Source organism: Devosia sp. Z6_126 (assembly GCF_058133495.1).
The window spans coordinates 310,388-335,305 of record NZ_JBYUNO010000002.1 but is presented as its reverse complement, the minus strand read 5'-3'; the positions used below and the strand labels follow the sequence as shown (position 1 = coordinate 335,305).

27 protein-coding genes and 1 tRNA gene are annotated in these 24,918 nt (G+C 61.5%); 16 read left to right on the top strand and 12 right to left on the bottom strand.

What is annotated here, in order from left to right:
• The first annotated feature begins 48 nt into the window (after positions 1-48).
• Positions 49-1,023 carry a DMT family transporter gene (locus AC3YOG_RS08535; RefSeq protein WP_489934751.1) on the top strand — a complete coding sequence of 325 codons (975 nt, stop codon included), beginning with the start codon at positions 49-51 and terminating at the stop codon, positions 1,021-1,023.
• A 96-nt stretch (positions 1,024-1,119) separates the two neighbouring features.
• Positions 1,120-1,461 (top strand): hypothetical protein, encoded by a 342-nt coding sequence (locus AC3YOG_RS08530; protein ID WP_127752834.1) that lies wholly within the window; start codon positions 1,120-1,122, stop codon positions 1,459-1,461.
• Positions 1,462-1,523: 62 nt separating this feature from the next.
• On the opposite strand, the gene AC3YOG_RS08525 is transcribed toward AC3YOG_RS08530, so the two are convergent.
• The gene (locus AC3YOG_RS08525; RefSeq protein WP_489934750.1) at positions 1,524-2,825 is read right to left on the bottom strand and encodes a PQQ-dependent sugar dehydrogenase; all 1,302 of its coding nucleotides are present in this window, start codon (positions 2,823-2,825) and stop codon (positions 1,524-1,526) included.
• A 200-nt stretch (positions 2,826-3,025) separates the two neighbouring features.
• Between AC3YOG_RS08525 and AC3YOG_RS08520 the strand changes: the two genes are divergently transcribed.
• Positions 3,026-3,580 carry a DUF4142 domain-containing protein gene (locus tag AC3YOG_RS08520; protein WP_127752836.1) on the top strand — a complete coding sequence of 185 codons (555 nt, stop codon included), beginning with the start codon at positions 3,026-3,028 and terminating at the stop codon, positions 3,578-3,580.
• A 103-nt stretch (positions 3,581-3,683) separates the two neighbouring features.
• On the opposite strand, the gene AC3YOG_RS08515 is transcribed toward AC3YOG_RS08520, so the two are convergent.
• Positions 3,684-4,037, bottom strand: a complete 354-nt coding sequence (locus tag AC3YOG_RS08515) for a pseudoazurin (protein WP_127752837.1) — start codon at positions 4,035-4,037, stop codon at positions 3,684-3,686.
• 373 nt (positions 4,038-4,410) lie between these two features.
• On the opposite strand from AC3YOG_RS08515, the gene AC3YOG_RS08510 reads away from it, so the two are divergent.
• The 6 genes from AC3YOG_RS08510 to AC3YOG_RS08485 all read left to right on the top strand — a co-directional run bounded on the left by AC3YOG_RS08510 (position 4,411) and on the right by AC3YOG_RS08485 (position 10,576).
• The gene (locus tag AC3YOG_RS08510) at positions 4,411-5,385 is read left to right on the top strand and encodes an ABC transporter ATP-binding protein (RefSeq protein WP_489934749.1); all 975 of its coding nucleotides are present in this window, start codon (positions 4,411-4,413) and stop codon (positions 5,383-5,385) included.
• Between the two features lie 91 nt (positions 5,386-5,476).
• Positions 5,477-6,289, top strand: a complete 813-nt coding sequence (locus tag AC3YOG_RS08505; protein ID WP_489890052.1) for an ABC transporter permease — start codon at positions 5,477-5,479, stop codon at positions 6,287-6,289.
• Entirely contained in the window at positions 6,286-7,110 is an 825-nt protein-coding gene (locus AC3YOG_RS08500) for a substrate-binding periplasmic protein (protein ID WP_489934748.1), read from the top strand. Before AC3YOG_RS08505 ends, AC3YOG_RS08500 begins: the two co-directional genes overlap by 4 nt.
• A 161-nt stretch (positions 7,111-7,271) precedes the next feature.
• A complete protein-coding gene (locus AC3YOG_RS08495) occupies positions 7,272-7,886 on the top strand; it encodes a c-type cytochrome (RefSeq protein ID WP_164854790.1) in 615 nt (204 codons plus the stop codon).
• A gap of 48 nt (positions 7,887-7,934) precedes the next feature.
• Positions 7,935-9,692, top strand: coding sequence for a pyrroloquinoline quinone-dependent dehydrogenase (locus AC3YOG_RS08490; protein WP_172123111.1), 1,758 nt, complete (start codon positions 7,935-7,937; stop codon positions 9,690-9,692).
• A gap of 59 nt (positions 9,693-9,751) precedes the next feature.
• On the top strand, positions 9,752-10,576 hold the full coding sequence (locus tag AC3YOG_RS08485; RefSeq protein WP_127752842.1) for a substrate-binding periplasmic protein: 825 nt from the start codon (positions 9,752-9,754) through the stop codon (positions 10,574-10,576).
• Positions 10,577-10,620: 44 nt separating this feature from the next.
• Here the strand turns inward: AC3YOG_RS08485 and AC3YOG_RS08480 are convergent, their stop codons facing one another.
• The 3 genes from AC3YOG_RS08480 to AC3YOG_RS08470 form a co-directional block, all read right to left on the bottom strand.
• Positions 10,621-11,214: a zinc metalloprotease gene (locus AC3YOG_RS08480; RefSeq protein ID WP_489934747.1), complete on the bottom strand. Its 594-nt coding sequence runs from the start codon at positions 11,212-11,214 to the stop codon at positions 10,621-10,623.
• A 108-nt stretch (positions 11,215-11,322) separates the two neighbouring features.
• A complete protein-coding gene (locus AC3YOG_RS08475) occupies positions 11,323-12,480 on the bottom strand; it encodes an alpha/beta fold hydrolase (RefSeq protein ID WP_489934746.1) in 1,158 nt (385 codons plus the stop codon).
• A 384-nt stretch (positions 12,481-12,864) separates the two neighbouring features.
• Positions 12,865-13,212, bottom strand: coding sequence for a hypothetical protein (locus tag AC3YOG_RS08470; RefSeq protein WP_127752845.1), 348 nt, complete (start codon positions 13,210-13,212; stop codon positions 12,865-12,867).
• Positions 13,213-13,442: 230 nt separating this feature from the next.
• Between AC3YOG_RS08470 and AC3YOG_RS08465 the strand changes: the two genes are divergently transcribed.
• On the top strand, positions 13,443-13,655 hold the full coding sequence (locus tag AC3YOG_RS08465) for a hypothetical protein (protein ID WP_127752846.1): 213 nt from the start codon (positions 13,443-13,445) through the stop codon (positions 13,653-13,655).
• 46 nt (positions 13,656-13,701) lie between these two features.
• On the opposite strand, the gene AC3YOG_RS08460 is transcribed toward AC3YOG_RS08465, so the two are convergent.
• On the bottom strand, positions 13,702-14,064 hold the full coding sequence (locus AC3YOG_RS08460; RefSeq protein WP_127752847.1) for a response regulator: 363 nt from the start codon (positions 14,062-14,064) through the stop codon (positions 13,702-13,704).
• 194 nt (positions 14,065-14,258) lie between these two features.
• Between AC3YOG_RS08460 and AC3YOG_RS08455 the strand changes: the two genes are divergently transcribed.
• From AC3YOG_RS08455 to AC3YOG_RS08445, 3 genes are all read left to right on the top strand, one after another.
• The gene (locus AC3YOG_RS08455; RefSeq protein ID WP_489890046.1) at positions 14,259-14,612 is read left to right on the top strand and encodes a DUF1428 domain-containing protein; all 354 of its coding nucleotides are present in this window, start codon (positions 14,259-14,261) and stop codon (positions 14,610-14,612) included.
• 152 nt (positions 14,613-14,764) lie between these two features.
• Positions 14,765-15,892 carry an S-(hydroxymethyl)glutathione dehydrogenase/class III alcohol dehydrogenase gene (locus AC3YOG_RS08450; RefSeq protein WP_489934745.1) on the top strand — a complete coding sequence of 376 codons (1,128 nt, stop codon included), beginning with the start codon at positions 14,765-14,767 and terminating at the stop codon, positions 15,890-15,892.
• Positions 15,893-15,956: 64 nt separating this feature from the next.
• A complete protein-coding gene (locus tag AC3YOG_RS08445) occupies positions 15,957-16,421 on the top strand; it encodes a YaiI/YqxD family protein (protein WP_489890197.1) in 465 nt (154 codons plus the stop codon).
• 6 nt (positions 16,422-16,427) lie between these two features.
• Here AC3YOG_RS08445 and AC3YOG_RS08440 read toward each other — a convergent pair whose 3' ends face one another.
• Together AC3YOG_RS08440 and rlmB are read right to left on the bottom strand one after the other, a co-directional pair.
• A complete protein-coding gene (locus tag AC3YOG_RS08440) occupies positions 16,428-16,817 on the bottom strand; it encodes a hypothetical protein (RefSeq protein WP_127752852.1) in 390 nt (129 codons plus the stop codon).
• A complete protein-coding gene (rlmB, locus tag AC3YOG_RS08435) occupies positions 16,814-17,569 on the bottom strand; it encodes a 23S rRNA (guanosine(2251)-2'-O)-methyltransferase RlmB (protein ID WP_489934744.1) in 756 nt (251 codons plus the stop codon). Before rlmB ends, AC3YOG_RS08440 begins: the two co-directional genes overlap by 4 nt.
• A 182-nt stretch (positions 17,570-17,751) precedes the next feature.
• On the opposite strand from rlmB, the gene AC3YOG_RS08430 reads away from it, so the two are divergent.
• Positions 17,752-17,836, top strand: a tRNA-Tyr gene (locus AC3YOG_RS08430).
• Between the two features lie 174 nt (positions 17,837-18,010).
• Here AC3YOG_RS08430 and AC3YOG_RS08425 read toward each other — a convergent pair.
• The 4 genes from AC3YOG_RS08425 to AC3YOG_RS08410 form a co-directional block, all read right to left on the bottom strand.
• A complete protein-coding gene (locus AC3YOG_RS08425; protein ID WP_489934743.1) occupies positions 18,011-19,105 on the bottom strand; it encodes an ABC transporter ATP-binding protein in 1,095 nt (364 codons plus the stop codon).
• A 7-nt stretch (positions 19,106-19,112) separates the two neighbouring features.
• The gene (locus AC3YOG_RS08420) at positions 19,113-20,201 is read right to left on the bottom strand and encodes a carbohydrate ABC transporter permease (protein WP_172123117.1); all 1,089 of its coding nucleotides are present in this window, start codon (positions 20,199-20,201) and stop codon (positions 19,113-19,115) included.
• Complete coding sequence (locus tag AC3YOG_RS08415; RefSeq protein ID WP_489935259.1) at positions 20,194-21,117, bottom strand: carbohydrate ABC transporter permease; 924 nt, start codon at positions 21,115-21,117, stop codon at positions 20,194-20,196. The genes AC3YOG_RS08420 and AC3YOG_RS08415 overlap by 8 nt, the downstream gene beginning before the upstream one ends.
• Before the next feature lie 96 nt (positions 21,118-21,213).
• Positions 21,214-22,488, bottom strand: coding sequence for an ABC transporter substrate-binding protein (locus AC3YOG_RS08410; protein ID WP_489934742.1), 1,275 nt, complete (start codon positions 22,486-22,488; stop codon positions 21,214-21,216).
• Between the two features lie 263 nt (positions 22,489-22,751).
• Between AC3YOG_RS08410 and AC3YOG_RS08405 the strand changes: the two genes are divergently transcribed.
• Together AC3YOG_RS08405 and AC3YOG_RS08400 are read left to right on the top strand one after the other, a co-directional pair.
• Positions 22,752-23,771 (top strand): Gfo/Idh/MocA family protein, encoded by a 1,020-nt coding sequence (locus AC3YOG_RS08405; protein WP_489934741.1) that lies wholly within the window; start codon positions 22,752-22,754, stop codon positions 23,769-23,771.
• Complete coding sequence (locus tag AC3YOG_RS08400; protein WP_489934740.1) at positions 23,768-24,850, top strand: Gfo/Idh/MocA family protein; 1,083 nt, start codon at positions 23,768-23,770, stop codon at positions 24,848-24,850. The genes AC3YOG_RS08405 and AC3YOG_RS08400 overlap by 4 nt, the downstream gene beginning before the upstream one ends.
• Positions 24,851-24,918: the final 68 nt, after the last annotated feature.

The following is a 24,918-nucleotide window of genomic DNA, read 5'->3' as shown; positions in this document are numbered from 1 at the left end:
CCGCAGAGACGGCATGCCGTTGGTCTGTCGCTCAACGCTTGGTTCCCCATGTCCCCCGGTGTCATTCTTGCTCTTCTGGCCTATGGCCTTTTCTCCTGTTCCGATGCCTCGATCAAGAGCTTGGGCGGGGAGCTCAGCGTGTTCGAGATCGGCTTTTTTACCTCGTTGTTTGCCGTAGGGCCGGCGCTTCTGAGCAAAGCCCGCAAGGAACGCTGGCGCGACGTCTTGCAGTTCAACAATCCCTTGTTGCTCAATATTCGCGGCCTTTCCGGCGTGCTTGGCTCTGGCTGCGTGATCTATGCCTTCACCCATGTGCCGCTCGCCGAAGTATATTCGCTGGCTTTCCTGGCGCCTATTTTCGTGGTGCTGCTGTCAGCTATGCTCCTCGCGGAAGCCATTCCCCGCTATCGCTGGCTCTTGCTGGTGCTTAGCTTTGTCGGCGTGCTGATCGTTGTGCGTCCGGGGTTCCGCGAATTGCAGCTTGGCCACTTGACGGCGCTGGCCTGTGCCTTTTTCACGGCGACCAATACGGTCGTGCTCCGCTCCCTGGCGCCGCGCGAGCATCGGCTGAGCATCTTCGCCACGGTGACGCTCTACGCACTGGTCCTGAACGGGATCGGCATGATCATCTGGGGCAGCAGCCTGCCAACCTTGCCCCAGCTTGCGGTGCTGGCCCTGATCGGCACCATGGGCGGCCTCGGACACCTGACCTTTATTGGGGCCACCAGGCTGGCGCCAGCCAACCAGGTGGCGCCCGCCCAATATACCCAGATGCTGTGGGCCCTGGGGCTGGGGGCGCTGTTCTACGGCGAGTACCTGGATGGCATTGGCATAGTTGGGCTCGTCATCATGATCGGTGCGGGCGCCTTGAACCTGCTTTCGCCCGAGGCCTATGGCCGACACCTCAGCCTGAAGAGACATGGCGGCGCCGCTCAGCAGCCAAGCGAGGACAAGGTGCTTGACGACATTGCGATTTCGCAGTGCGCGATTGCCGGGTCGGGTCCGCAGCAGGCGAAGTCGTAACTACCGCAGTCTTGATCGCCGCCTGTGCTGAGTGACCGCAACCAAAGCTGCCTGCTGCCGCTTTAAGCAAACTGCACGCGCAATGGAGAAAACGCGATGATCACCAGAACAGCTTTGTCCCTCGCTCTCGCTGCCGTAATGGTACTGCCAGGCGCGGCCTTTGCCCAGGAAGAGCACCGGATCGCCGGCAAGGCCGTTCCCGCCGATCAGGTGGCCGGGGTCCAGGCAAAGTGCGACGAGATGCGCAAGGGCGAAACCACTTCCCCCGTGGCCGAAGCCGCAGCCGATGAGCCCAACAAAGAAGCTGGCGGCGAAGCGGCCGCTGACGCCGCCGTGGAACTCTCAAGCGAGCTTTGGACTGCAGACGGCACCATCGATTTGGAAAAGCTCTCGATCGAGCAGTGCAGCGAAGGCAATTTCGGCCTCGCGCCCAACTAAGCCCCGCATCGAAAACACAAAAAGAACTGGAGTTCCGCGCCTGCGGAACTCCAGTTTTACGTTCAGGCGCCGGTGATGCGCCAGATCACATCACCCACATCGTCCGCCATCAGCACCGACTTGTCGGCAGCAATGGTTACGCCCACCGGCCGGCCAAAGGAGAACTTCTCGTCGGCCGACAGGAAGCCGGTGAGAATGTCGCGCGGCAGCCCGATAGGCTTGCCATTCTCGAACGCAACGAAACAGAGCTTGTAGCCGCTGAGCGTGCTGCGGTTCCACGAGCCATGCTGGCCGATGGCCATGCCCGCGGGGAAGCCGGGCAGGGTACCTTCCGGCAACCAACAAAGGCCGAGCGACGCCGTGTGCCCGCCCAGCGCATAATCGGGTGCGAGGGCCGTCGCGACCTTGGTCGCGTCCTGGGGCACCCGGTCATCTACGGTTTGACCCCAATAGCTGTAGGGCCAGCCATAAAAGCCGCCATCGCGCACTGAGGTCAGGTAATCGGGCGGGGTCTCATCGCCCAAGCCGTCGCGCTCGTTGACCACGGTCCAGAGCGAACCATTGCTCGGCTGCCAAGCCAGACCCACCGGATTGCGCAGACCACCGGCAAAGATGCGCGATTGGCCGGTCGCGAGGTCCAGTTCGTGGATGCAGGCGCGATCGATTTCGGCTTCCATGCCCGCGTCACCGATATTGCTGAGCGAGCCCACGGCCACAAAAAGCTTGGAGCCATCGGCGCTGGCGATGAGATTGCGCGTCCAGTGCCCGCCCGGCTTGGTGCTCATGAGCTTGCGGGGTGCCGCCGTGATCTGGGTGGCACCAGCCTCGTAGGGATAGGCCAGCACCGCGTCGCTCGCACCGACATAAAGCGTGTCGCCGATCAGCACCATGCCATAGGGCTGGCGCACATTGTCGATGAACACATGCCGGATCTCGGCCACGCCGTCCCCGTCGGCATCGCGCAAGAGGGTAATGCGGTTCGGGCTGGTGCCCGAAGCCTTGGCGCGCTTCATCGTGCTCGACATCGCATGGTCGAACAGCGACTTGGCCTCCCCCGATTCGCCCATGGATTCAGCCACCAGCACATCGCCATTGGGCAGCACATGCATGTTGCGCGGGTGGTCGAGCTTGGCCGCAAAGGCATTGACCTTGAGCCCGGCTGCGGCTGTTGGGGTGTGCCCCGGTTCCCAGCCTTTCGCCGTCGGCATCTTGAGGGTTGGGATGCTGCCCTGTGGCTTTGGCGCCGGAATGGTGGGGGCAGTGCCGTAAACCGGCGGGCGGGGGCCGTCGCCCGAGTGGCGGACGGCAACGGCAACCGCGCCTACGGCGGCAACGACACGGGCGAAGACGGCACTGGTGTTCATTGAAGGATCTCAACTGGCGGAACAGGTTAGCTCAAGCTAACGCCATTGCGACGGGTCGAACACCCCTGCAGGGAGCGATCTTGCACGCTTTTAGTGTTGGCTGGTCGCCGAGTTGCTTCCTGTAGCTCTCCCTAACCGCGCACATCGGAACAAACGGAATCTCCAGTCGTTCCTGAAGGACACACACAGAGGAGACGACGATGCGAATTCTAGCCCTAGCTGCCCTTGTTCTGATGTCCGGCACGGCTTTTGCCCAGGACGCCGCTCCTGCCGCCGGTGGCGCGGCCCCGGCCGCAAACCCATCCGCCAGCACAACGGCGCGCACGCCGGTGGAGACGCCCCAGTTCATCGAACAGGCTGGCTTTTCCGGCACCTTTGAAATCGAGTCCAGCAAGCTGGCGCTGGAAAAAGCCGAGCGCGACGACGTCAAGGAATTCGCCCAGCACATGATCGATGAGCACACCGCCAATTCCGAAGCCCTGACGGATGCGGTAGCCGCGACCGGCATCGAGATTGCGGTGCCAACCGTGCTTGATCCGGTGCATCAACAGATGATGGACACGCTTGAAGCCTCGACCGACTTCGACATGGACTATCTCAAGATGCAGTATCAGGCCCATCAGGACGCGATTTCACTGTTCTCGTCCTATGCCGAGGCTGGCGAAGCCGGCCCGATCAAGGAATATGCTGCAGCAAGCCTGCCCGCCTTGAACATGCATCTGGAAATGCTGCCCGAGGACGCAAAGCCCGAATAGGTCCTTTCCGCCCCTGCAAAAAAGCCTGCCGCTCCCGAAAGAGCGGCAGGCTTTTAATCAGATAGTGGCAACTCGACCGGAAAGGGCCGCTTAGCCAAACAGATTATTCGGCCAACTCAGCATACATGGCGTCGAAACGCGACTGTGCCTTGGGCGGAACCTTGACGCTCTTGGCTTCTTCCAGATTGGTCGGCTCGCCGACAACAACCAGGGCCACCATGCCCATGCCGAAGTGCGGAGCGCACTTGACGCCGTAAACACCTTCGGTGTCGAAGGTCACGGTGATTTCTTCATTGAGCTTGCCCTTAAACGGGGTAGCGCCTTCGGGCAGCATGCCGGCAATGGTTTCGGCGTTGTGGCCCTTGTCGGTGGGCACGAAGGTGACAGTGTCGCCAACGGCAATTTCGGTCAGCGCTGGCTCGAACACCATCGTGCCGTCCTCGCCCTTGTTGAGCATCTGGACCTGATGGTCAGCAGCGAAAGCGGGGAGTGCGAAAGCGGATACCGCTACGGCTGCAAGACCGAGAGTTTTGAGAATACGAATTTTAGCCTCCTGAAGGAACTACTACTACAACCGGAAGTACGCCGTGGTGTTCCCGCATGTCAGTCACTTATCGAAAGTGAATGCCACCGGCGTCTGAGGTTCAGATAGGAAATGAAATGTGGTTTGCCAACCGGACCGCACCTGTGAACAGGTTGTTCAGCGCTTGCTCTCGCCCCCTCTATGACGCAAAAGCACGCATGATCCGATTTCACAGAAATCCCAGCGCTACCACAGGCTTGGGCGGGGCGGTTCGCGTAGATTTGCCCACCTCGGGAGGGGGCCGGAAGTGATTGTACCCTCTATTTTCGTTGACAATTTGTCGCATAGCTATGCCGGGAAACTGGCCCTCGACAAAGTCTCCCTCACCATCGCGCGCGGTTCCAGCTTTGCCCTGTTGGGTCCAAACGGGGCCGGCAAGACCACGCTGATCAGCATCTTGTGTACGCTGCAGAAGGCCGACAGCGGCACCGCCGAGGTGGATGGCATTGATGTCAGGCGCAGCCCGACGGCCGCGCGCAAGCGCATCGGGGTCGTGTTTCAGGACTCCAGCCTCGATGATCGCCTGAGTGCCTACGAGAACCTGAACTTCCACGGTCTGGTTTACGGCATGGCCGCGCGGGACCGGCGGCAGCGCATCGGCGAGATGCTGGCCCTGGTTGAGCTGGAAGACTGGCGCGATGCCATTGTGCGCAGCTTTTCGGGCGGCATGCGCCGGCGCCTCGAGATCGCCCGGGCGCTGCTACACAACCCAGCCATCCTGTTTCTCGATGAGCCCACGGTTGGCCTTGATGCCCAGACGCGCGAGCGCATCTGGCAATATCTCGATCAACTGCGCCGCGAGCGCGAACTGACGGTACTCACCACGACCCACTATATCGAGGAGGTGGAGACCGCAGATCAGGTGTGCATCATCAACAACGGCGTCATCGTGAACCAGGGCAGTCCCGCTGAACTCAAGCTAGCTCATGGCCGCAGCTGGCTCCATGTTGTGCCCCGGGACGAGGGCGTGCGCCAAGCGATCCTCCAGCGCTTCCCCGAAACGCGCGACCTGGGCAGCAATCGCCTTGCCGTGCCGGTGACGGACGAAGGCTTTGTCGATCATTTCCTTGCCAGCTTTGGCAGCCAGCTCAGCGAAATGCGCCTCGAACAGCCCAGCCTCGAAAGCGTGTTCCTCGCCCTGACGGGAACCGAGCTGCGCGACCGCGCCGCCGGCCGGCGCGACGCGGAGCAGGCGGCGGGCAGAAGGGCAGGGCGGCGATGATCATGTTCGTACCGTTCCTCCTCCCTCAGCGTCATCCGTCGCCATCGGCCGTTCAACCCCGTGCTGGCAAACTTAATCTGCGAGGCACACCATGACCGCGATCATGCCCCTTTTGCGCGGCGTTTATGGCGTGTGGCTGCGCGAGGTCACCCGCGCGACGCGCGATCGCGGCCAGATGATCGGCGGCGTCAGCCGTCCGCTGATCTGGCTCCTGATCCTCGGCGTCGGGCTCAACCCTTATTTCCGCGGCGAGGTTTATGGCGAGGTGCGCTATGTCATCCCCTATACCTATCTGCAGTTCCTGTTCCCCGCCGTTATCGTGCTCAACATCATGTACACCTCGATCCAGTTCGCGGTGTCGGTGATCTGGGATCGTGAATTCGGCTTTCTCCGGGAAGTGCTGGTTTCGCCCATGCCCAAGCCGCTTGTCCTGCTCGGCAAGGTGCTGGGCGGCAGCACTGTCGCGACGCTGCACGGCGCGGTGGTGTTGATCCTGGCCCGGTTTGCCGATGTCACCATGACGCCCGAACAGGTGGTGACGGCCCTGGCATTCATGTTCCTGCTGTCCTTCGGGCTGACCTGCTTTGGGGTGATCCTCGCGGCTCGAGTGCGCAGTTTTGAAGGCTTCGGAGTTTTCTCCAACACGCTGATTTTGCCGCTTTATTTCACCTCGTCCTCGGTGTTTCCGCTCGACCCGGCCCTCAGCCGCACCCAGACCACCGCCAGCTACCCGGAATGGCTGGTGTTCCTGGTGCAAATCAATCCGATCACCTATGCGGTCGATACGCTGCGCGGGGTGCTGATCGGCTTCAATCAGTTCACGCCCAGCTATGGCCCCGCGATTGTGGTCGGCATGGCCATCGTGTTCTTTGTGCTGGCCCTCGTGGATTTCGGCCGGTCATGAGCACGAAGCGCCCGCATCGCTGGCTGCGGGCAGCGGCCAACCTCGCGCTGATCGCGGCGCTGCTGTTTGCCGTAAGCTTCCTGCCGCCCGACACTTCGCTCAAGGAGCGGCGGCAGGCGGGGGTCCTTAAACTCTGCGTCCCCCCGAGCTATCCGCCGCTGGTTACCGGTGATCCCGCGCAGCCTGGGTTCGACATCGAGCTGGCTCAGCACATCGCCGACTCCATCGGTGTTCGGCTCATCGTCAACGCCCTGCCATCGATGGGCCGCGACTTCAATCCACGCAACTGGCAACTTTCCCGTGCCCAGTGTGACATGATCGCGGGTGGCCTCACCGATACGCTGCAAACGCGCGGCTTTCTCCAGACCATTCCTACCACGGCCGAAACCGGCTGGGTGGCCATAGCGCCTCGCGGAGAACTGCCATCTGGAAGTGCTGCTGCGGCCGTGCTACCGGGCTCCAGCGGTCTTGACCGCCTGGCGCTGTCGAGCTGGCTGCGCGCGCGGGGATTGCGGCCCGTATTGGTCAGCGGCCCCGATGATCTGACCCGTGCGCTAAGCGAGGGAAGGGCGCAGGTGGGATTTGCCGAGCGATTCGCGGCGAGTGCCATTGGGAGCCTGCCGCCCGAGTTCACGCTGTCATGGCTCCCGGCGCAGGATCTGCCGCGCTACCAGATGGCTCTCGGCTTGTGGAAAGGCGACCAGACGCTGATGCGCGCCGTTCGGGCGGCAATGGAGCACCTGCAGGAAAGCGGAACCGTTGATAATCTGCGAGAACGCTACGGGCTAGGCGGGGTTCTTCCTGAACAAGGCTCATTGTAGCTATACGCGAAAGCAATCTGAACTTCGCATCGTTACGCCTCAGTTACCTATTGAAGCCGGCGGGTTTGAGGTTTAGGCGTGCAGGTGCAACGATATGACCACTATCGCTTCGGGCGCGCTCACGGGCGTGCCATCCAACTCACCACCTTTGGGAGGTTATCGTGATCGAAAGATCCAAAGGGCTATTTGTCAGCGCCACATTGCTGTCGCTGACCCTCGGGCTGCTTGGGAGTGGCGCTGCCACTGCCGCCGGCTTTACGGCGGAACAAGCGGAAGCGGGGAAGTCCTCGTACGATTCCAACTGCGCACAATGCCACGGCTTCCAGCTTGAGGGCCCCGACGCCCCCGGCCTGGCCGGACGCGACGTAATGCAGAACTGGTATACCGCTGCCGGTCTTTATGACTTCATCAGCGTCGCCATGCCGCCTTCGGCCCCCGGCCTGCTCGGCGAAGACGTCTATGTTAACATCGTCGCCTATATCATGTCGTTCAACGGCGCTCAGCCCGGTGACACGCCCATGACTGCCGATCCAGAACTGCTGGCATCCATCTCGCTGCCGGAAGAAACCGCAGCTGGGGCCGCTGCAACGCCGTCTGCTCCGGCCGAAGCTGCGACTGCCACGCCAGAGACGACCGTGCCGCAGGCCTTCACCTGGGGCAAGCAATTGCCTGGTGGCGCGCCACCAGCGGCAGCAGCTGCGCCTACTGCGGCTGCTGAACCGGCCGTTCCGCAGGCCTTCACCTATGGCAAGCCATTGCCCGGGGCAACCAACTAACTCACTGCATCTAAGCGCGTCCGCGACGCGCACCATTGGAGAGAATCGATGAAAATCGGTGTTTTGAAATCAGTCTTGGTGGCGACGACAGCCATGATGGCATTGTCCGGCGCAGCTTTCGCCCAGGGCGTGCGCGAAGACTACAAGCCCGTCACCGAAGAAATGCTGGAAAACCCTCCAGCTGAAGAATGGCTGATGTGGCGTGGCACCCGCGACAACCAGGGCTACAGCCCGCTCGATCTGGTCAACAAGGACACGGTCAAGGATCTCGAACTCGCCTGGGCCTGGCCCATGGCTGAAGCCGGCATCCAGGAAACCGCTCCCCTGGTGCATGACGGCGTGATGTTCCTGCAGACCAGCAACGCTATCGTCGAGGCGCTCGACGCCAAGACCGGCGACCTGATCTGGCAGTACCGCCATGCCATGCCCGAGATCCCGACCTCGTGGAGCTACCAGGCCAACCAGGCCCGCCGCCAGAAGAACTCGATCGCTCTTTATGAGGACAAGATCGTTCTGACCACACCCGACGCCAAGATCGTCATGCTCAACGCAGCAGACGGCAAGGTCGTGTGGGAAAAGCAGGTTCTCGATTACAACCTGGGCTATTCCTACACGATTGGGCCGCTGATCGTTAAGGACAAGATCATCTCGGCCATCTCGGGCTGCTCAATCGCCGGCACCGCCGGTGGTTGCTTTATCCTGGCTCACGACGCCAACACTGGCGAAGAGTTGTGGCGCTTCAACACCATCGACGACCCCAACAATCCTGAGCAGCAGGCAAGCTGGGGCGAAGTGCCGCCGGAAAACCGTTGGGGCGGTACGCCCTGGGCAACCGGTGCCTATGACGCTCGCACCAACACCACCTTCTGGGGCATTGGTATGCCTGGCCCCTATGCCGAGCTGATCCGCGGTTCGGGTGACGGCAACGTGCTCTACACCAACTCGACCCTGGCTCTCGACGCCGATACGGGCGAGCTGAAGTGGTACTACCAGCACCTGCCGCGCGATAACTGGGATCTGGACAGCCCGTTCGAGCGTATCCTGGTTGACCAGGAAATCGACGGCGAGATGCATCACCTGCTGATCAGCGTTCCCGGCAAGAACGGCATCGCCTTCGGCCTTGACCGCGACACTGGCAAGTATCTGTGGCACAAGGAAACCGTTGTTCAGAACGTCGTCACCGGTGTTGATCCTGATGGCACCGTGCACATCAACGAGGACCTGATCTCCGAAGCCGTTGGCCAGGAACACCTGGTGTGTACTTCGGTGTCGGGCGGCAAGCTCTGGCAGGCCGGCTCCTACAGCCCCTTGACCCAGACCTTCTTCGTGCCCCTGACCGAGGCTTGCAACACCGTTGCGCCGACCCAGACTGAATTCACCGCCGGCAATGCCGTTGGTGCGGTCAAGTTCGGCCCACGCGTTCTGCCAGAAGGCATCACCGATGCTGGCCTGCTGCAGGCTCTCGACATCAACCCGACTCAGGCCGAGTCCAAGTGGCAGGCGCGTGAGCGTCCGTCCATGACCAGCTCGGTTCTGGCAACCGGCGGTGGTCTGGTGTTCGGCGGCGACGCTGCCCGCTTCGTCAAGGCCTGGGATCAGGATACCGGCGAGGTCCTTTGGGAACAGCGCCTGAACGCCCCGATCGGTGGTTACCCAATGACCTACGAGATCGACGGCGAGCAGTATGTCGCCATCCCAACCGGCTACAGCAACTCGGCCAGCTCGATCTCATCTGCCTTCCCCGAGATTCCGCTGCCGACCGGTTCGGGCAACTCGGTCTTCGTCTACAAGCTGCCGAAGGAATAAGCTTCCGGCGCGATCAATTGAAAGGGGCTTCGGCCCCTTTCTTTATTTTGGAGAACCTCATGCTTCGCACTCTCGCGCTTTCAATGGCGCTGCTGCTGTCGGGCCAAGCCCTGGCCCAAACCAGCAGCGTGCCGGGTGAACTGCTCGACAATTCGCGCCGCCAGAACGGCGACCAGATCAATGTCTGTTTCGACACCAGCAGCGTCATCAGCGCTTTCGACCACGACGTCGCCCAGGCCATTGGGGATGCGCTGTTCCTGCAGGTCAACGTCAAGGAAGGCTTTGGCGGCTTTCCGGTAAACGGCGACGGCTTCATGGACGAGCTGATGCTGGCCATGAACAACACCTGCGACATGTTCATGGGTGTTTCGGTGCAAACCAACTCGCCCTTTCCCGAATGGGCTGCCGTGACCCGTCCCTATGCCACCATTCCGTTCGTGCTTGCGGTGGAGGATGCCAACTGGAACAGCTGGGCCGACATTCCGCATGACCGCAAGATCGGCACTGCGCTGCAAAGCGTGGGCGAGCTGGTGTATATTACGTGGTCGCTGCAGCAGCCCGAAGCCGAGCGCTGGAAGCGTTTGCCCTATGCGGACAATTCGCTAATGGCCAAGCGCGTGCTCGACGGCACGCTTGGTGGCATGCTGCTCTGGCAGCCCGCGTTGCGCAAGCTCCAGAGCGAGGTGCCTGAGGCGGCGGCTTTGCGGGTGATTGAACTTGCCCCGGTGCCTGCGACCGCGATCAAGGTCGGCGCCGTGGTCTCGAGCCGGGACGCCTTCTTGCGCACCCAGGTTGACCAGGCCATCGACGCCCTTGTTGCCGACGGCACTATCCAGACCTTGCTGGACAAATATGGCTATACCGGCCAAGCCGGCGATCAATAACTGATCCTGCGCGTGAGCCAATGGCTCACGCGCCAGTTGTTGGCTTAGCCCAGCAGCTGGGCCATCGCAGCAGGCAGCCAGCCCGTCACGAGCAGCACCACAAGACCTGCCAGCACGAACGGCTCCCACCGGCGGATCTTCTTTTCCGCCGCTGGAAAGGCCGCCTGCAGGAACAAGCCCCCAACGAGCCCTGGGAGCGGCAGGATGTTCAGGATGGTTGTAGCCAAGGTAATGCGCTGCAACTCCAGCACCACCCCAAGCACGGCGTAGCCGCCGGTGCGGGGGAGGGCGACCTGCAGCAGCGGCCGTAGCCACCAGAACAGCGGGATCAACAGCAACACCGCTGCGAGCCCAAGGATCGCGACTGCCGCAGCGCGAAGGCGGCTGTTGCCGCTGCCGTCTACGTCCAGCCACATAGAGCGAATCCACCCCATCTGAAACAGCGTCCCCATCGCCAGCCCCCAGACCGACAGATGGGCAAAGGGATTGGCGGTCAGCCGACCTTCATGCTTGGGGCGCAGGAAACCGAGCAGCCGCGCAAACAGCGCCAGCAGGCCACCCAGCACCGCCGTATAAATCAGGAAAGCCCCAATGCGGGAGGCGAGCAAACCCACGGTCAGTTCGTTCAGCAGGCCCAACTGACTTTGTCCTCTCGTCGCGTCCAGGTTCGTGCTGCTGAAACACGATGCCGGCGCTCACTTCAAGTGGGAAGTGAGCGCCGGGATTGTTTGCCCAAGCCGAAAAACTTAGCCGAAGCTTGGTGTCGTCTGCGAGCCAGTGCGCCCCGTTGCCAGCGCGGCGGCAGCAAATTCGGCGATGGCCGGATTGTAAACGTCCGACCGCTCGAGAAAGCCCATATGGTTCACGCCTTCGATCTTCCGGAGCGTGGCGGTTGGCGTGTATCCGGCGATGGTTTCGCTCGCAACCGGTTTGGTCACGATGTCGACCTCGCCCGCCAGCACCAGAACTGGCACCTGCAGCTTTGCGGTTGCGCCAGTTGCATCCCAGCGGAACATCGCCAGATTGCCATCAGCGATAGCGGCCTGGGAATTGCGCGTGCTAAGCAGCGTGGTGTGATCAAGCTGGCTGCGCGTCACGTATTTGCCAAAACCCAGACGGTTGGCCATATGCGCGGTGCCGCTGAGATAGCTCTGCCATGCACTCAGCTGGCTGAGGGGCAACAGCCATTTGGTCAGCTTCATCAGGGGCTCCAGCACCGGAAAGCGCAGCGCCTGCATGAAGCGCGGCAAGATCATGGTCTTGAGCGGGTTGGTATAGGTGGTGTTGACCAGAACTACCCCGGCCACTTTGGTGTCGAACACCCCCGCATGGTCACGCGCCAGGGTCTGGATGGTCATGCCACCAATGCTGTGCCCAACCAACACGACGCGAGCTGCACCGGTCCAGGCGATCACCGCGGCCAGATCAGCCGCGAATGCTTCCAGGCTGATCTCGCCACGCGATTTCCCCAGCCCGGGCAGATCCCAGCTGACGACCCGGAACTGCTGGCCCAGATCGCGTTTGGCGTAATTCCAGATCGTGCTGTCCATGCTCCAGCCATGGGTCAGGATGATTGTTTCGCCGCCGGGTGCCCCTGCCTGCTCCACATAAAGCTGGGCGCCGTTTGGCGCCTCGATCGTGGTGCCATTGCCACGGACCGGAGCAGTACGGTCCTTGTCGGCACCCGCCAGCAGCAGAACCACCAGCGGTCGACCCAGAAAGGAAAAGGCGAGGCCAGCCAGCCCCACCCACAGCAGCCAGTCCTCGCGCACCCGCACAATCGTGCCGTCGGTTTGGCGGACGAGATCGCCATCCCACCACGACCACAGCAGATAGCCAGCCGCAATCAGGATGGCGAGGGAGATGAGGTTGGCGAGAAAGCGGAACAGAAATTGAAGCGGCATGGGAACCCTTGCGGTAAAGCCTTGTGCAAGGGGTAATCGCCTCGATGCCTGAATGTTCCGGCCTGTTCTATGCTAGTGCGGCTTGCCCGCCACTCTCAGGCCGGGGTGAGGCTATATGCGGTGGCCATGAAGGCCAGCGAGAGAACAAAAAGGCTGGTCAGGAGAAGCGTGCGACGCATGAGGAGGGTTCCGGCTTGCCCCGGGCTTAGAACCCACAGCCGTCGGGGTCCAACCCCATCGCGTCGTAACCCTAACCGGTATTGTTAGCGTGGACAAACCGGCCGCCTGGGGCACTGGCCCATTGCAGCCCAAATCCCGAAATGCAAACGGCGGCCGCTGTCCGAGGACAACGACCGCCGCAATCACACCAACCAGCACCGTCGCCTATTGGTCGCCGCGTTCCAGCTCGAGCACGAAGTGGAGCATGGCTTCACGCAGGTGCAGCAAACGAGCGCGGGCGTGATAGCTCGCCTCGAGCGCGGCCTTGCTTTCGCGCAGCTTCTGCTGCTCGAGTTCGATGGTCTGGTCGAGATTGGTGATCTGGGTGTGCAGCATTTCGAGCTGGGTGCGGTGGCTCATGATGTTGTGGTCGAATTCATCGCGCCCATGCATGTCTACATAACGCGTTGCGCCAAGGTCCTTGGTAGGAGCCCGGTTCTGGCGCAGGAATTCTGGAGATGCATTTGCGTTGAGTGCAGCCGCTGCCGCCTTGTTGTCGAGTTCAGTTGCCATTGTGTATCCTCCGGCTTGAGTGGCCATGTTGGTGTGGTTGTGAATAACCGTGAATTGCTTGTTGCACGGCGAAAAGTGGCGATCCAGCAGTGACTTAACCAGTGGTTAATCTTAACCAAACGCTTGCTGGCTTAAGTCCGCGATACGGACCTGTTAACTCCGGTGTATTTTTGGTGAATAACCCCGGCGCCGCCCTTCCAAGGTTGTGCGACTCTGTTACAGTTTTCTCCATGGCAAACCGATATATCCTCAATTCCGACGCCGATGGTTCGTTCTCGATCGTCGACATGTTCACGGGCTGGAACGCCCGACATGTCGGGCGTGAACTCACCCGTATTCCCGCTCATATGGCGCAATCTGGCCTCGCACTCATGAATGCGCTTGATGCGGCAGAGCGTTTGGAACACAGCAAGCCGGTCGAAGCCAGTCGCAGCCGGACCTAGCGTTAATAGAGCCACCCTGAACAGGGTGGCCCGAGTCTTAACAGCGTCATGCCTCGACTAGTTCGCGCACGGTCGCGACGATTGTCTCAGGGTTATAAGGCTTTACGAAAAATTTCCCGTCCGGCACTTCGCGCGGGCTCACCCGCCGGACGCCCGAGGCCACCACAATCTTGATGTCGGGCCATTCGTCCCGCACTGCCGCGGCCAGCGTCAAGCCGTCCATTCCCCCGTCCAGATCCACATCGGTGAACATGGCGTGCACCGCCACGTGCGAATACAGCAGCGCTAGCGCCGCTGCGGCGCCGGCTGCTTCATGCACCTTAAAACCCTCATTCTCGAACACCGCGACAATGTTCATGCGGATAAGCGGTTCGTCTTCAACGATCAGGACGGAGATCTGCTCGGTCATCGGACACCAGGGGCTGGGAGATACTCCGGCCTGAACGTCATCACCTTTTGAATCGATCCTTCACATTCGGCGCGAAGCTCGACATTTGCCCGGACTCGTTTGGCGCCGATCAAACCCCAAGATTGCCCAGTCGTGCCTTGGCAAATGTAGGATCGTGGCGTCTTCAAGCGTCAGCATCAACAAGGAGGTGCACCATGCCCTATGTTGATGGATATGTTCTTGCCGTGCCGAAGAGCTTTCTGGAGCAATACAAGGAAATTGCCCGCCGGGCGGGCGAGGCCTGGATGGCCTACGGCGCCTTGGCCTACAAGGAAGCCGTCGCCGATGACGTGCCCTACGGGGAGCTGACATCCTTCCCGCGCGCTGTGATGGCTACCGAGGATGAAGTCGTGATATTTTCCTGGGTGCTTTATCAATCGCGCGAACAGCGCGATGCCGTCAACGCCAAGGTCATGAACGACCCCGAGCTCACCGGGCTGATGGAAAAGGCACCGATCGACATGAAGCGAATGATTTTCGGCGGCTTCACCACCTTCGTTGATCTCTAGCGCCGGCGGCCGGGCAGGGGCGCCCCTTCCGGCTGCCCCTGCCGATCTGATCTGAGCGGTGCTCGGGTGCGCCTCCGGGCCGCGCCCCGCAAACTTGCCGCCTGCCCTTGGCTGTGCCAAACCTTGCCCGCACCACCAAAGGAGTCCCAGCCATGAAAACCCGTGCCGCCGTTGCCTTTCAGGCCGGCAAGCCGCTCGAGATTGTCGAGGTCGATCTTGAAGGTCCTCGCGCGGGCGAAGTTCTCGTGGAGATCAAGGCGACAGGTATCTGTCACACCGACGATTTCACCCTTTCTGGGGCCGATCCGGAAGGGCTGTTTCCCGCCATTCTCGGCCATGAAGGCGCAGGCGTGGTTGTGGATGTCGGCGCCGGCGTCACTTCGGTGAAAAAGGGCGACCACGTCATCCCTCTGTATACGCCCGAATGCCGTGAATGCCCGTCTTGCCTGTCGCGCAAGACCAATCTGTGCACCGCCATCCGCACCACGCAAGGGCAGGGGCTGATGCCCGACGGCACCTCGCGCTTCTCGTTCGAAGGCAAGCCGATCCACCATTATATGGGCTGCTCGACCTTCTCCAACTACACTGTCTTGCCCGAGATCGCCGTCGCCAAGATCGACCCGGCCGCGGCCTTCGACAAGGTCTGCTATGTCGGCTGCGGCGTCACCACGGGCGTGGGCGCGGTGATCAACACCGCCAAGGTCGAGATCGGCGCCACTGCCGTCGTCTTTGGTCTCGGCGGCATCGGCCTCAACGTCATCCAGGGCCTGCGTCTGGCCGGCGCCGACATGATCATCGGCGTTGACATCAACAACGACAAGAAGGCCTGGGGCGAACGCTTCGGCATGACCCACTTCGTCAACCCCACCGAGATCGAAGGCGACGTCGTCCCCTATCTCGTCAACCTGACCAAACGGCGGGGCGACCTGATCGGCGGTGCCGACTACACCTTCGACTGCACCGGCAACACCAAGGTCATGCGCCAGGCCCTTGAAGCCAGCCATCGCGGTTGGGGCAAATCGGTGGTGATCGGCGTCGCCGCTGCCGGCCAGGAAATCTCCACCCGCCCGTTCCAGCTCGTCACCGGCCGCACCTGGATGGGCACCGCCTTTGGTGGCGCGCGCGGCCGCACCGATGTGCCGAAAATCGTTGACTGGTATCTCAATGGCAAGATCGAGATCGATCCCATGATCACCCATACGCTGCGCCTCGACGACATCAACAAGGGCTTTGAGATGATGCATTCCGGCGAAAGCATCCGCTCGGTCGTGGTTTACTGATGCAGTGCGCCTGATCCGGCTGCGGCCGGGTCAGGCTCCCTTGCTCCAAAAACGCATGGATTTTATGGCGGCACCCACCATTTACGTTGATGCCGATGCCTGCCCGGTCAAGGACGAGGCGCTTCGCGTTGCCGAACGGCTGGGGGTGGCGCTGGTCTTTGTTAGCAATGGCGGGGTGCGGCCCTCGCGGGATCCGATGGTGCGGGTGGTCGTGGTACCCGCCGGCGCCGATGCCGCCGACGACTGGATTGTCGAGCAGGCGCAGGCCAACGACATCGTTTTGACCGCCGACATTCCGCTGGCCAGTCGCGCCCTCGAAAAGGGCTGCCATGTGCTCGGCTTTACCGGCAAGCCCTTTACCCAGAACTCCATCGGCATGGCGCTCGCCATGCGCGAGCTCAAGCAGCACCTTCGCGAAACCGGGGAAAGCAAGGGCTACAATGCGAGTTTTGGTCGCGCTGATCGCTCGGCCTTTCTCAGCGCGCTTGATCCACTGGTGCGGCGGGCCTTGGCCGCAGCAAGCGAGTAAGCAGAGCTACTCTTCGTCGTCCTCGACATCGGTGAGGTAAACCGACACTTCGATGTCGATCCCATGCACCGCCACCGCGGCGGCGAGATGCGCGGGCAGGCGGGCCGACATCGATTCTCCCGCTTCGGGGAAATCAAAGGCCAGGTCCAGCACCGCCCGGCCCAGCCGCCGATCTTCCAGCATGGCCTCGATGGCGGGGCCCGATCGTTCCGCCAGCTCGAGTACGGCCCGAACCGGATTGGCCGTATCGAGGTCCACTTGCGCATACCAGTTGTTGTCGGCGTCTTCCGGCTCGTAACGGCTGGTCAGCTGCTTGAGCGCCGTGTCCAAATCACGCTGGGTGATGCTGACGCCCGAAAGCCGCAAGGCAATGGCAAATGGCTCGAACTGGCTCATGCAGACCGTCCTGCAGTTGCAGCAAACAGCGCGATCGCTGCCGCATTGGAAACGTTGAGGGACTTGATGGGACCGGGCATGTCGAGCTTGACCATCTCGTCGCAAAGCTCGCGCGTGCGCTGCCGCAAGCCCTTGCCTTCCGCTCCCATAACGATGGCGAGCGGCTGATCGTCAGTGCGGGGCTTGAGTTGTTGCTCGCTTTCAGAATCAAAGCCCAGCACCAGCATGCCGCGCTTTTTCAGCTTTTCCAACGCATCGCCGAGATTGCGCACCTCGATCATGGGCACGAGATCAAGCGCACCCGAGGCCGACTTGGCCATCACCCCGGTCTCCCGCGGGGAATGGCGCGCAGTGGTAATCACCGCATCGGCGCCAAAGGCGCAGGCGGTGCGCAGAATAGCGCCGACATTATGCGGGTCGGTGATCTGGTCGAGCACCACCACGAGCTTGAGCGGGTCGATATCGTCGAGCCCGAACCGGCTGACCGGATCCACTTCCAGCGCTACGCCCTGGTGCACGGCATCGGCCCCCAAGAGCCGATCAAGCTCCTTGGGCGTGGTTTCGGTCACCTTGACCTTGCCCAGCTCGCCGCTTTCGCGCAGCCGCAACAAGGCATTGGGCGTGGCCAGCAGCGCCTTCTTGACGCGACCGGGATTGTCCAGCGCGGCGCGGACGGTATGAAAGCCATAAAGATAGACCGGGCCGTCATCGGGATTGTAGCGCTGCTTGGGGGGAAATTTGTTGATGCTCATGGCCGAGCGTTAGCCTCTTTGCGTCGCTCCGGCAAGCAGAGGGGCATGGTGGAAGTGCCCCGTTTTCGTTTTCTTGCGGGCAACCGGGTCAGGGGTGTTGACACGAGCGGGCAGGGCACCCATAAACCGCCCCGACGACGCGCTTCGGTGCATCGTTTCCTGCCCAACGGCGAAGTTGCAGTGGAGGGGTGGGAGAGTGGTTAAATCCATCAGACTGTAAATCTGACCGCTTAGCGTACACTGGTTCGAATCCAGTCCCCTCCACCAACGCCGCCGGGCAAAGCGCCCGGCTCCCGGCCCCCATCTCCTTCCCTGATCGTTTTGAACAGGCTGCTGCCTTGGTTCGTGTGCAAGGGTTTGCCGCCGAGCATTGGCTTGCGTCGAGTCCGCTGGTTCCGGGCTCGTGAGTGCTTGACTTCGAGACCGGCGAAGTTCTCGTCTTCAAGCGGGGCCGATGAGTTCGCCCTCGACCCGCAAGCCCTGTTCATCAAACAAGTGCCATTGCCCGGTGGCTGGGGTGACATGGAGTGCGTCCCCGCTCCGCAACCCGCTTTGGCCGGCCTCATGCACCAGTAACGCCGTGCCGTTGGGCATGGTGCAGTGCAGGTAGCTGCTGGCGCCATGCTGCTCTGCCACCTTGACCTGAACGGGCCAGCCTGTGTTGGAGGAGACCAGATGTTCGGGGCGGATCCCGAGCGTTGCGCTTGCCCCGGTTTGCAAGGGCACGCGACGCACCGGCAAGGTCAGGTCGGGCAGGCCTTCGCCTGAGAGAGTCAGCCCTGCATCATTGTTGGCCGCCACCACCGTTTCCACAAAATTCATCCGTGGCGAGCCGATGAAGCCGGCCACGAAGCTGTTGCGCGGCCGGTTGTAAAGATCGAGGGGAGCCCCAACCTGCTCGATCTTGCCTTGGCGCAGAACCACGATCTTGTCGGCCATGGTCATGGCCTCGATCTGGTCATGGGTGACATAGATCATCGTATTGCCTAGCCGCTGGTGCAGGCTCGTGATCTCAACCCGCATCAGCACCCGCAGCTCTGCGTCAAGATTGGACAGCGGTTCGTCAAACAGGAAGATTTTCGGGTCCCGCGTGATGGCTCGCCCGATCGCGACACGCTGCCGTTGTCCGCCGGAAAGTTGCTTGGGTCGACGCTCCAGCAATTGCTCGATCTGCAGGAGCGTGGCGGCGCTGAGCACCCGTTGTTCGATCTCCTGCTTGGGCATGCGGATGTTTTCGAGGCCGAAACTGAGATTCTCCCGAACCGTCATATGGGGGTATAGGGCGTAGGACTGGAACACCATGGCCACGCCCCGGTCGGCGGCCGGAACGTTGATCACGCTCTGCCCATCGATGCGAATGTCGCCGGAAGTCGCGTCTTCGAGACCGGCAATCAGGCGCAGCAGGGTCGACTTGCCGCAGCCCGACGGGCCGACAAACACCACAAACTCCCCGTCCGCGATTTCCAGATCGACGCTGGGGATCACTTCCACGAGGCCGAAGGATTTGTTGAGGCTTTCAAGCACGAGATTTGCCATGCGGACCTCACTTGATCCCGGTTGAGGCAATGCCACTGGTTATGTAGCGCTGCAGGAAAATGAATGCGAAGGCGAGCGGCAATGCCGTAAGGGTGGTCATCGCCAGCAGCTGTTCATACCGAACGACATTCTCGTCCTGATAAGAGGCGAGGGCGAGCTGGAGGGTGAACACTTCGCGCCGATTGAGCACTACCAGTGGCAGCAGGAAGTCATTCCAGCGAGAAAGAATGGAAAAGATCGCCACCACCGCCAAAGCGGGCGAAGACAGGGGCAGGATGATGCGCCAAAAGATGCGCCACTCGCTGGCATGGTCCATCCGCGCCGCCTCAATCAGCTCGTCAGGAATGGTCAGCATATATTGCCGCAGCAGGAACACGCCTGTAGGCGTGGCCACGGTGGGCAGGATGACGCCCCACAGATTATTGACGAGCCCCAGCTGGGCAACAATCAGATAGGTGGGGACCAGCACCACGGTAGCCGGAATCATCAGCGTTGAAAGGATCGCCACGAGCGCCAACCCGTCACCGCGGAACCGGTACTTGGACAGGGCAAACGCCGCCATCGAGTTCATGATCAAGGTAATCACTGTGGCTGCAACGGTGATGAACAGGCTGTTGAACACGAACCGCCAGATATCGCTGCCCGAACTGGCGAGCAGCTGGACATAGTTCTCGACGGCAAAATGCACCTTGCGCACGGGCATGGCGTTAGCAACCGGTACAACGATGCGGCCGGCCTCAGGATTGGCCGGATCGACCATCTGGGCATTAAGGCCCACTCGCCGAATCTGCGCGAGTTGAACCACCTCGCCGCTTTCAGTCGTGACGTCGAACAGGGGCAAGCTCTGATCATAGCCTTCGACCATCACCTGTTCGGTTGAATAGGGCAAAAGTGTCGGTGGAAATTCCTGCAGCGCCGCTGGGGTTTTGAACGAGGACAGCACGACCCAAACCACGGGCGCGAACATGATCAGCACGCCAAGGAGCAGATAGCCGTAGGTTAGGAAGTCGGAAAGCGCCAGTTTCCCCCTGCCACGTCGGCCCAGCAGCATGGCCCTCACTCCGCCCTCGGATCGCGTCAAGCTCAGGTCAGCCATTGCTCGATCCTCGCGAAACGCGCAGTTGGACAAGGGTGAAGACGAGCAGCACCACCCCCAGCAGCAGGGACGCGGCAGCGGCCAGTCCGAAGTTGCGCGGCTGGATGGCAAAGCCAATCTCGTAAATATATTGCACCATCAGCAGGGTCGCCGAGCCTGGGCCGCCGCCCGTTAGAACGTAAAGCTCATCAAAGGTCTGCACCGAGCGGATCACCGCCAGGATGAAGACCACCAGCAGCACTGGCCGCAGCAGCGGCAGGGTGATGCGGGTGAAAACGCGCCAGTGATTGGCGGAGTCCATCTTGGCAGCCTCGTACACGTCGCGCGGGATCGCCTGCAGGCCCGCCAGCAGGATGATGGTGTAAAAGCCCATATGCGCCCAGACGGTGACGAACACCGACCAGAAGAATGCCGAGTTGGCGTGGACCAGCCAGTTCACCGGCTCCATGCCAAGATTGGTCAGAATGCCGTTCATCACGCCGGTGCGCTGGAGAATCCACTGCCAGGTCAGGGCGACCACCACTGGCGACAGCATCACTGGGAAAAAGAACACGCCGCGAAAAAAGCCGCGGCCCCTGATGTCCCCGTTAAGGCAGATAGCTGTCAGCAGCGCGATGCCAATCATGGCTGCAACCTGGGTGGGCACAAACACCAGGCTGTTGCCGAGGGCGCGCCAGAACAGGTCGCGCGAACAGGTGGAAGGATCGAAATAATTGCCGCAATCCAGCAGCGTCTCGTAATTATAGGTGCCGATGAACGGGCGTTCGGATGGGTAAAGGCGGTCGCTGCCCGTGAAGGAATAAAAGATGTTCACAAACACGGGCAGCAGGGAGAACAGGATCACCGCAGCCAGGTTGGGCAGCAGGAAGAACCACGGCATTCGTTTGATGCCGATCAGCCTCTGCAGCCCCGCCATGAGCGGCTCGATTGCCCGCGCGGGCAGGGAAAATACCGATCCCGTAGCGTGCGCAATACGAGATGAAGCACCCATGCCGCCCTCCCGGATTGAGCTTTACTGCGCCTTGGCGGCTTCGATCGCCAGGTTCACGTCCTGCTTGATCCGGTCCATTGCGCCATCCACCTCGAGTTCGCCATTAAGGACCTGGCTGATGCGGGTGGTCAGGGCATTCATCATTGCGCGTTGGTAGCGCCAGCCTTGGAAGCGGTACGCTGCCGGCGCCATCTTGGGAATCTGCGCGATAAAGGTTGAAAGCGCTTCCTGGGTCCGCTCCGAGGCGCCGGGATATTCGATGCCGCTTTCGATCAGGGTGGAAGCAGCCGGGATTTCCACGGCTGCTGCCAGCACTTCGCTCAAATTCTCTGGCCGAGCCAGATAGTTGATGAACTCCCCCACCAGTTCAGGCTGGTCGGTGTGCTGGAACGCCACCAAGGCGCCGCCACCGGGCATGACCGTGCAGGAGGAGGGGCCGCATGGAGCGGCAATAACCTTCCAGTCGAACAGGTCTCCCACTTCCTGGTCCATCTGGCTTAGCGTCCATGAGCCGCCGAAATAAAGCACGGTATTGGCGTTGAGGAAGTCCGAGAACAGCTCGCGGTGGGTGGCGCCACCCACGGCGCCCCACAAATCCATCGGCATGGTGCCGTCCTGGTGCCAAGCCACGAACTGCTCGATGGCTGCGCGCAAGCCATCGTCGACCACCGGATTGCCCGCCTCATCGACGAGTTCGGCCCCATAGCTTATTGCCAGGCTGGAAAAACGGTGTCCCGATCGGTCCATTTCCATTGCAAAGTCGGTGCCGGTCGCTTCGGCAACCTGGCGTGTCGCTTCGGCCCATTCCTCCCAGGTGGCGCCTTCTTCAGGCACCGGCACCCCGGCCTGTTCAAACAAGGTCAGGTTGACATAGCCCCCGTTGACCGTCAGCGAAGTCGGCATGCCATTGATCGCTGCGCTGTTTGCGTCGCCACCGCGCAACCATTGCAGGGTCCGCTCGAAGTTCTCGTTGAACAGGGCTGGATCAACATAGGGCGTGAGATCCAGGTAATAGCGGCTGAGGCCGCCAAGGTCGGTGACGATGGCTGCGTCGGGGCCTTGGCCCGACGCCAACTGCACCGGCAGGCTTTCGAGCATCGACTGATAAGGGACGACTTCCAGGTTGACGGTCTTTCCCGGGTTCTCCTGCATGAACCTCTCGGCGATGGGCTGCATCGTGTTGCAGCCAAAGCCGAGGTCGTCGCAGACCACCGTGATTTCCTGAGCGAGCGCTGGTGCGCTGGCGAGCATCAGGGCGCCCAAGGCACAAGTCAGGCGAAGCCTAGAAAGCTGCATGCGTTCCTCCTCCACATCCGCTTCGAGGCAACGGCTCCTCCGACCCTCGAACAAGTTTGGTCTAGCCAGCAGGCTCTGGCCTTACCAGCAGGTTGGTGCGATCGGATTGGCTTGTCAATAGTTCCTGGGCCCTACCGAACAAACCGTCCAGCCACCTGGCCGCCTTGACAGCAAGCCCTTGCTTGATGTGTCCTGGAGCGGTTCTGGTCTTACCAGATGACCCGGACGTCCAAGAAGCCATTGCGCCGGGAGAAAGTTAGTCAATGCTGAGATTTGCCGCGATAGGCATCGATCATGGTCACATCTTCAACCACATCGATGGCCTGCTCGATGCCGGCGCAGAGTTCGTTGGCTATTGTCCAGAAAGTTCGGTTCCCGCTCTCGTGGACACCGTGCGCAAACAACATCCTGGCGTGCCTGAAGTCAGTCGGGACCAGCTTCTTGCCGATAACAGCATTGATGTCGTCTGCATCGCTGCGGTTCCGCGCGACCGTGCAGGTCTTGCCATCAGCGCCATGAAAGCCGGCAAGGACGTGATCGTCGACAAGCCGGGCGTGACCACCTTCGCTCAACTGGACCAGGTCAAGCGCACGGTGATGGAGACGGGCCGGATGTTCTCGGTCTGCTTTTCGGAGCGCCTCTGCGTTCCCTCGGCGGTCAAGGCCGGCAAGCTGGTTGCAGAGGGCGCGATCGGCAGGGTGGTGCAGACAATCGGCATGGGACCCCATCGCCTTTCTGCCGCCAGCCGCCCCTCCTGGTTCTTCGATCTGGATGCCTTTGGCGGCATTATCGTCGACACCGCATCCCACCAGATCGACCAATTTCTCTTTTATACCGGCTCCAATTCGGGTGAGGTCGTCGCCAGTTCGGTCGGGAATTTCGGCACGCCGCAAAGCCCGGATTTCCAGGATTTCGGAGAGGTCTTGCTGCGCAGTGAGCAGGGTTCCGGCTATATCCGCGTCGATTGGTTCACCCCCGAGGGCCTGCCGACCTGGGGCGACGGTCGCCTCACCATCCTTGGCACGGACGGCTATATCGAACTGCGCAAATACATCGATATCGGCGGACGCGACGGCAAGGACCACCTCTTCTTGGTCGACGGATCTGGCGTGCGTCACGTCGATTGCAGCAGCGAGCCGCTCGACTATTTCACGAGCTTTGTAGCCGACGTGCGCGAGCGCACGCAAACGGCAATGACCCAGCATCACGTATTCGAAGTCTGTCGGCTCTCGCTCGAAGCGCAGCAGCAGGCAACCCATATGGGCGGGAGGAAGTCGGCATGAGCCAAAAGTTGCGAGTGGCAGTTATCGGGGCAGGAATCGCCGAGCGCCATCTCATGGCCTATCAGTGGAACAAGGACTTGTTTGATGTAGCGGTGCTTTGCTCGCTCGATGAAGATCGCGGCCGGCGCCTCTGCGAAACCTTCAACATCCCTGAATACACCCAGGACGTCGACACCCTGTTCTCCCGGGGTGACATCGATGTGGTGGATGTGTGCACACCGCCGCACAACCATTTCGAGCTGTCGCGCCGCGCCATCGAAGCGGGCAAGCACGTCATCTGCGAAAAGCCGCTGTTCGGCTCCATCGCCGAAGTGGATGCCATGGCGGAAATCGTCGCGCACTCCGGACGCAAGCTGATGCCGATCTTTCAGTATCGCTATGGGACCGGCCTGCAAAAGCTCAAGCTGCTGATGGCGGCCGGGCTCACGGGCAGGCCGTTCATGACCACAATCGAAACGCACTGGTGGCGCGGTCCGGCCTATTACGAAGTGCCATGGCGCGGCAAATGGGCGACGGAGTTGGGTGGGGGCCTGCTCGGGCACGCCATTCACGCCCACGACATGCTGAACTATGTGCACGGGCCCTGCGCCGAACTCTTCGCCTATGGCGCGACCCTGGTGAACAAGATCGAGGTCGAGGACACCATGGCGCTGGCGGTAAAAATGCAGAATGGGTCGCTTGCCACGCTTTCGATGACCTTGGGCTCGCGCAAGGAGATCTCCCGGTTGCGCTTCTGCTTCCACGATCTTGTCGCCGAAAGCATACTCGAGCCCTACACGATGGGCCGCGATCCCTGGCAATTCACCGCCGGAACGCCCGAGCACCAGCAACGGGTGGACGACGCCCTGGCCGGCTATGAGGTGAAGGAGGATGGCTACACTCGACAGTTCGAGCTGTTCCATCAAGCGATCATCAGTGGTGGCGAGCCGCCCGTGACCTTGCAGGACGCCAGGAACTCGCTTGAACTGGTCACCGCGGCCTATCAGTCCCAGCGCACGGGCCTGCCGACGCCAATGCCGATCGGTCCAGGCAATCCCCTTTATCGCTCCTGGCTGCCGGAAACGGAGGCCGCCGCCTGACGCAGTGAAATGGAGGAGGCTAGAGCGTAGGGCATTTCCTCCCACGCTCGGAAAGGACAAGATGGATC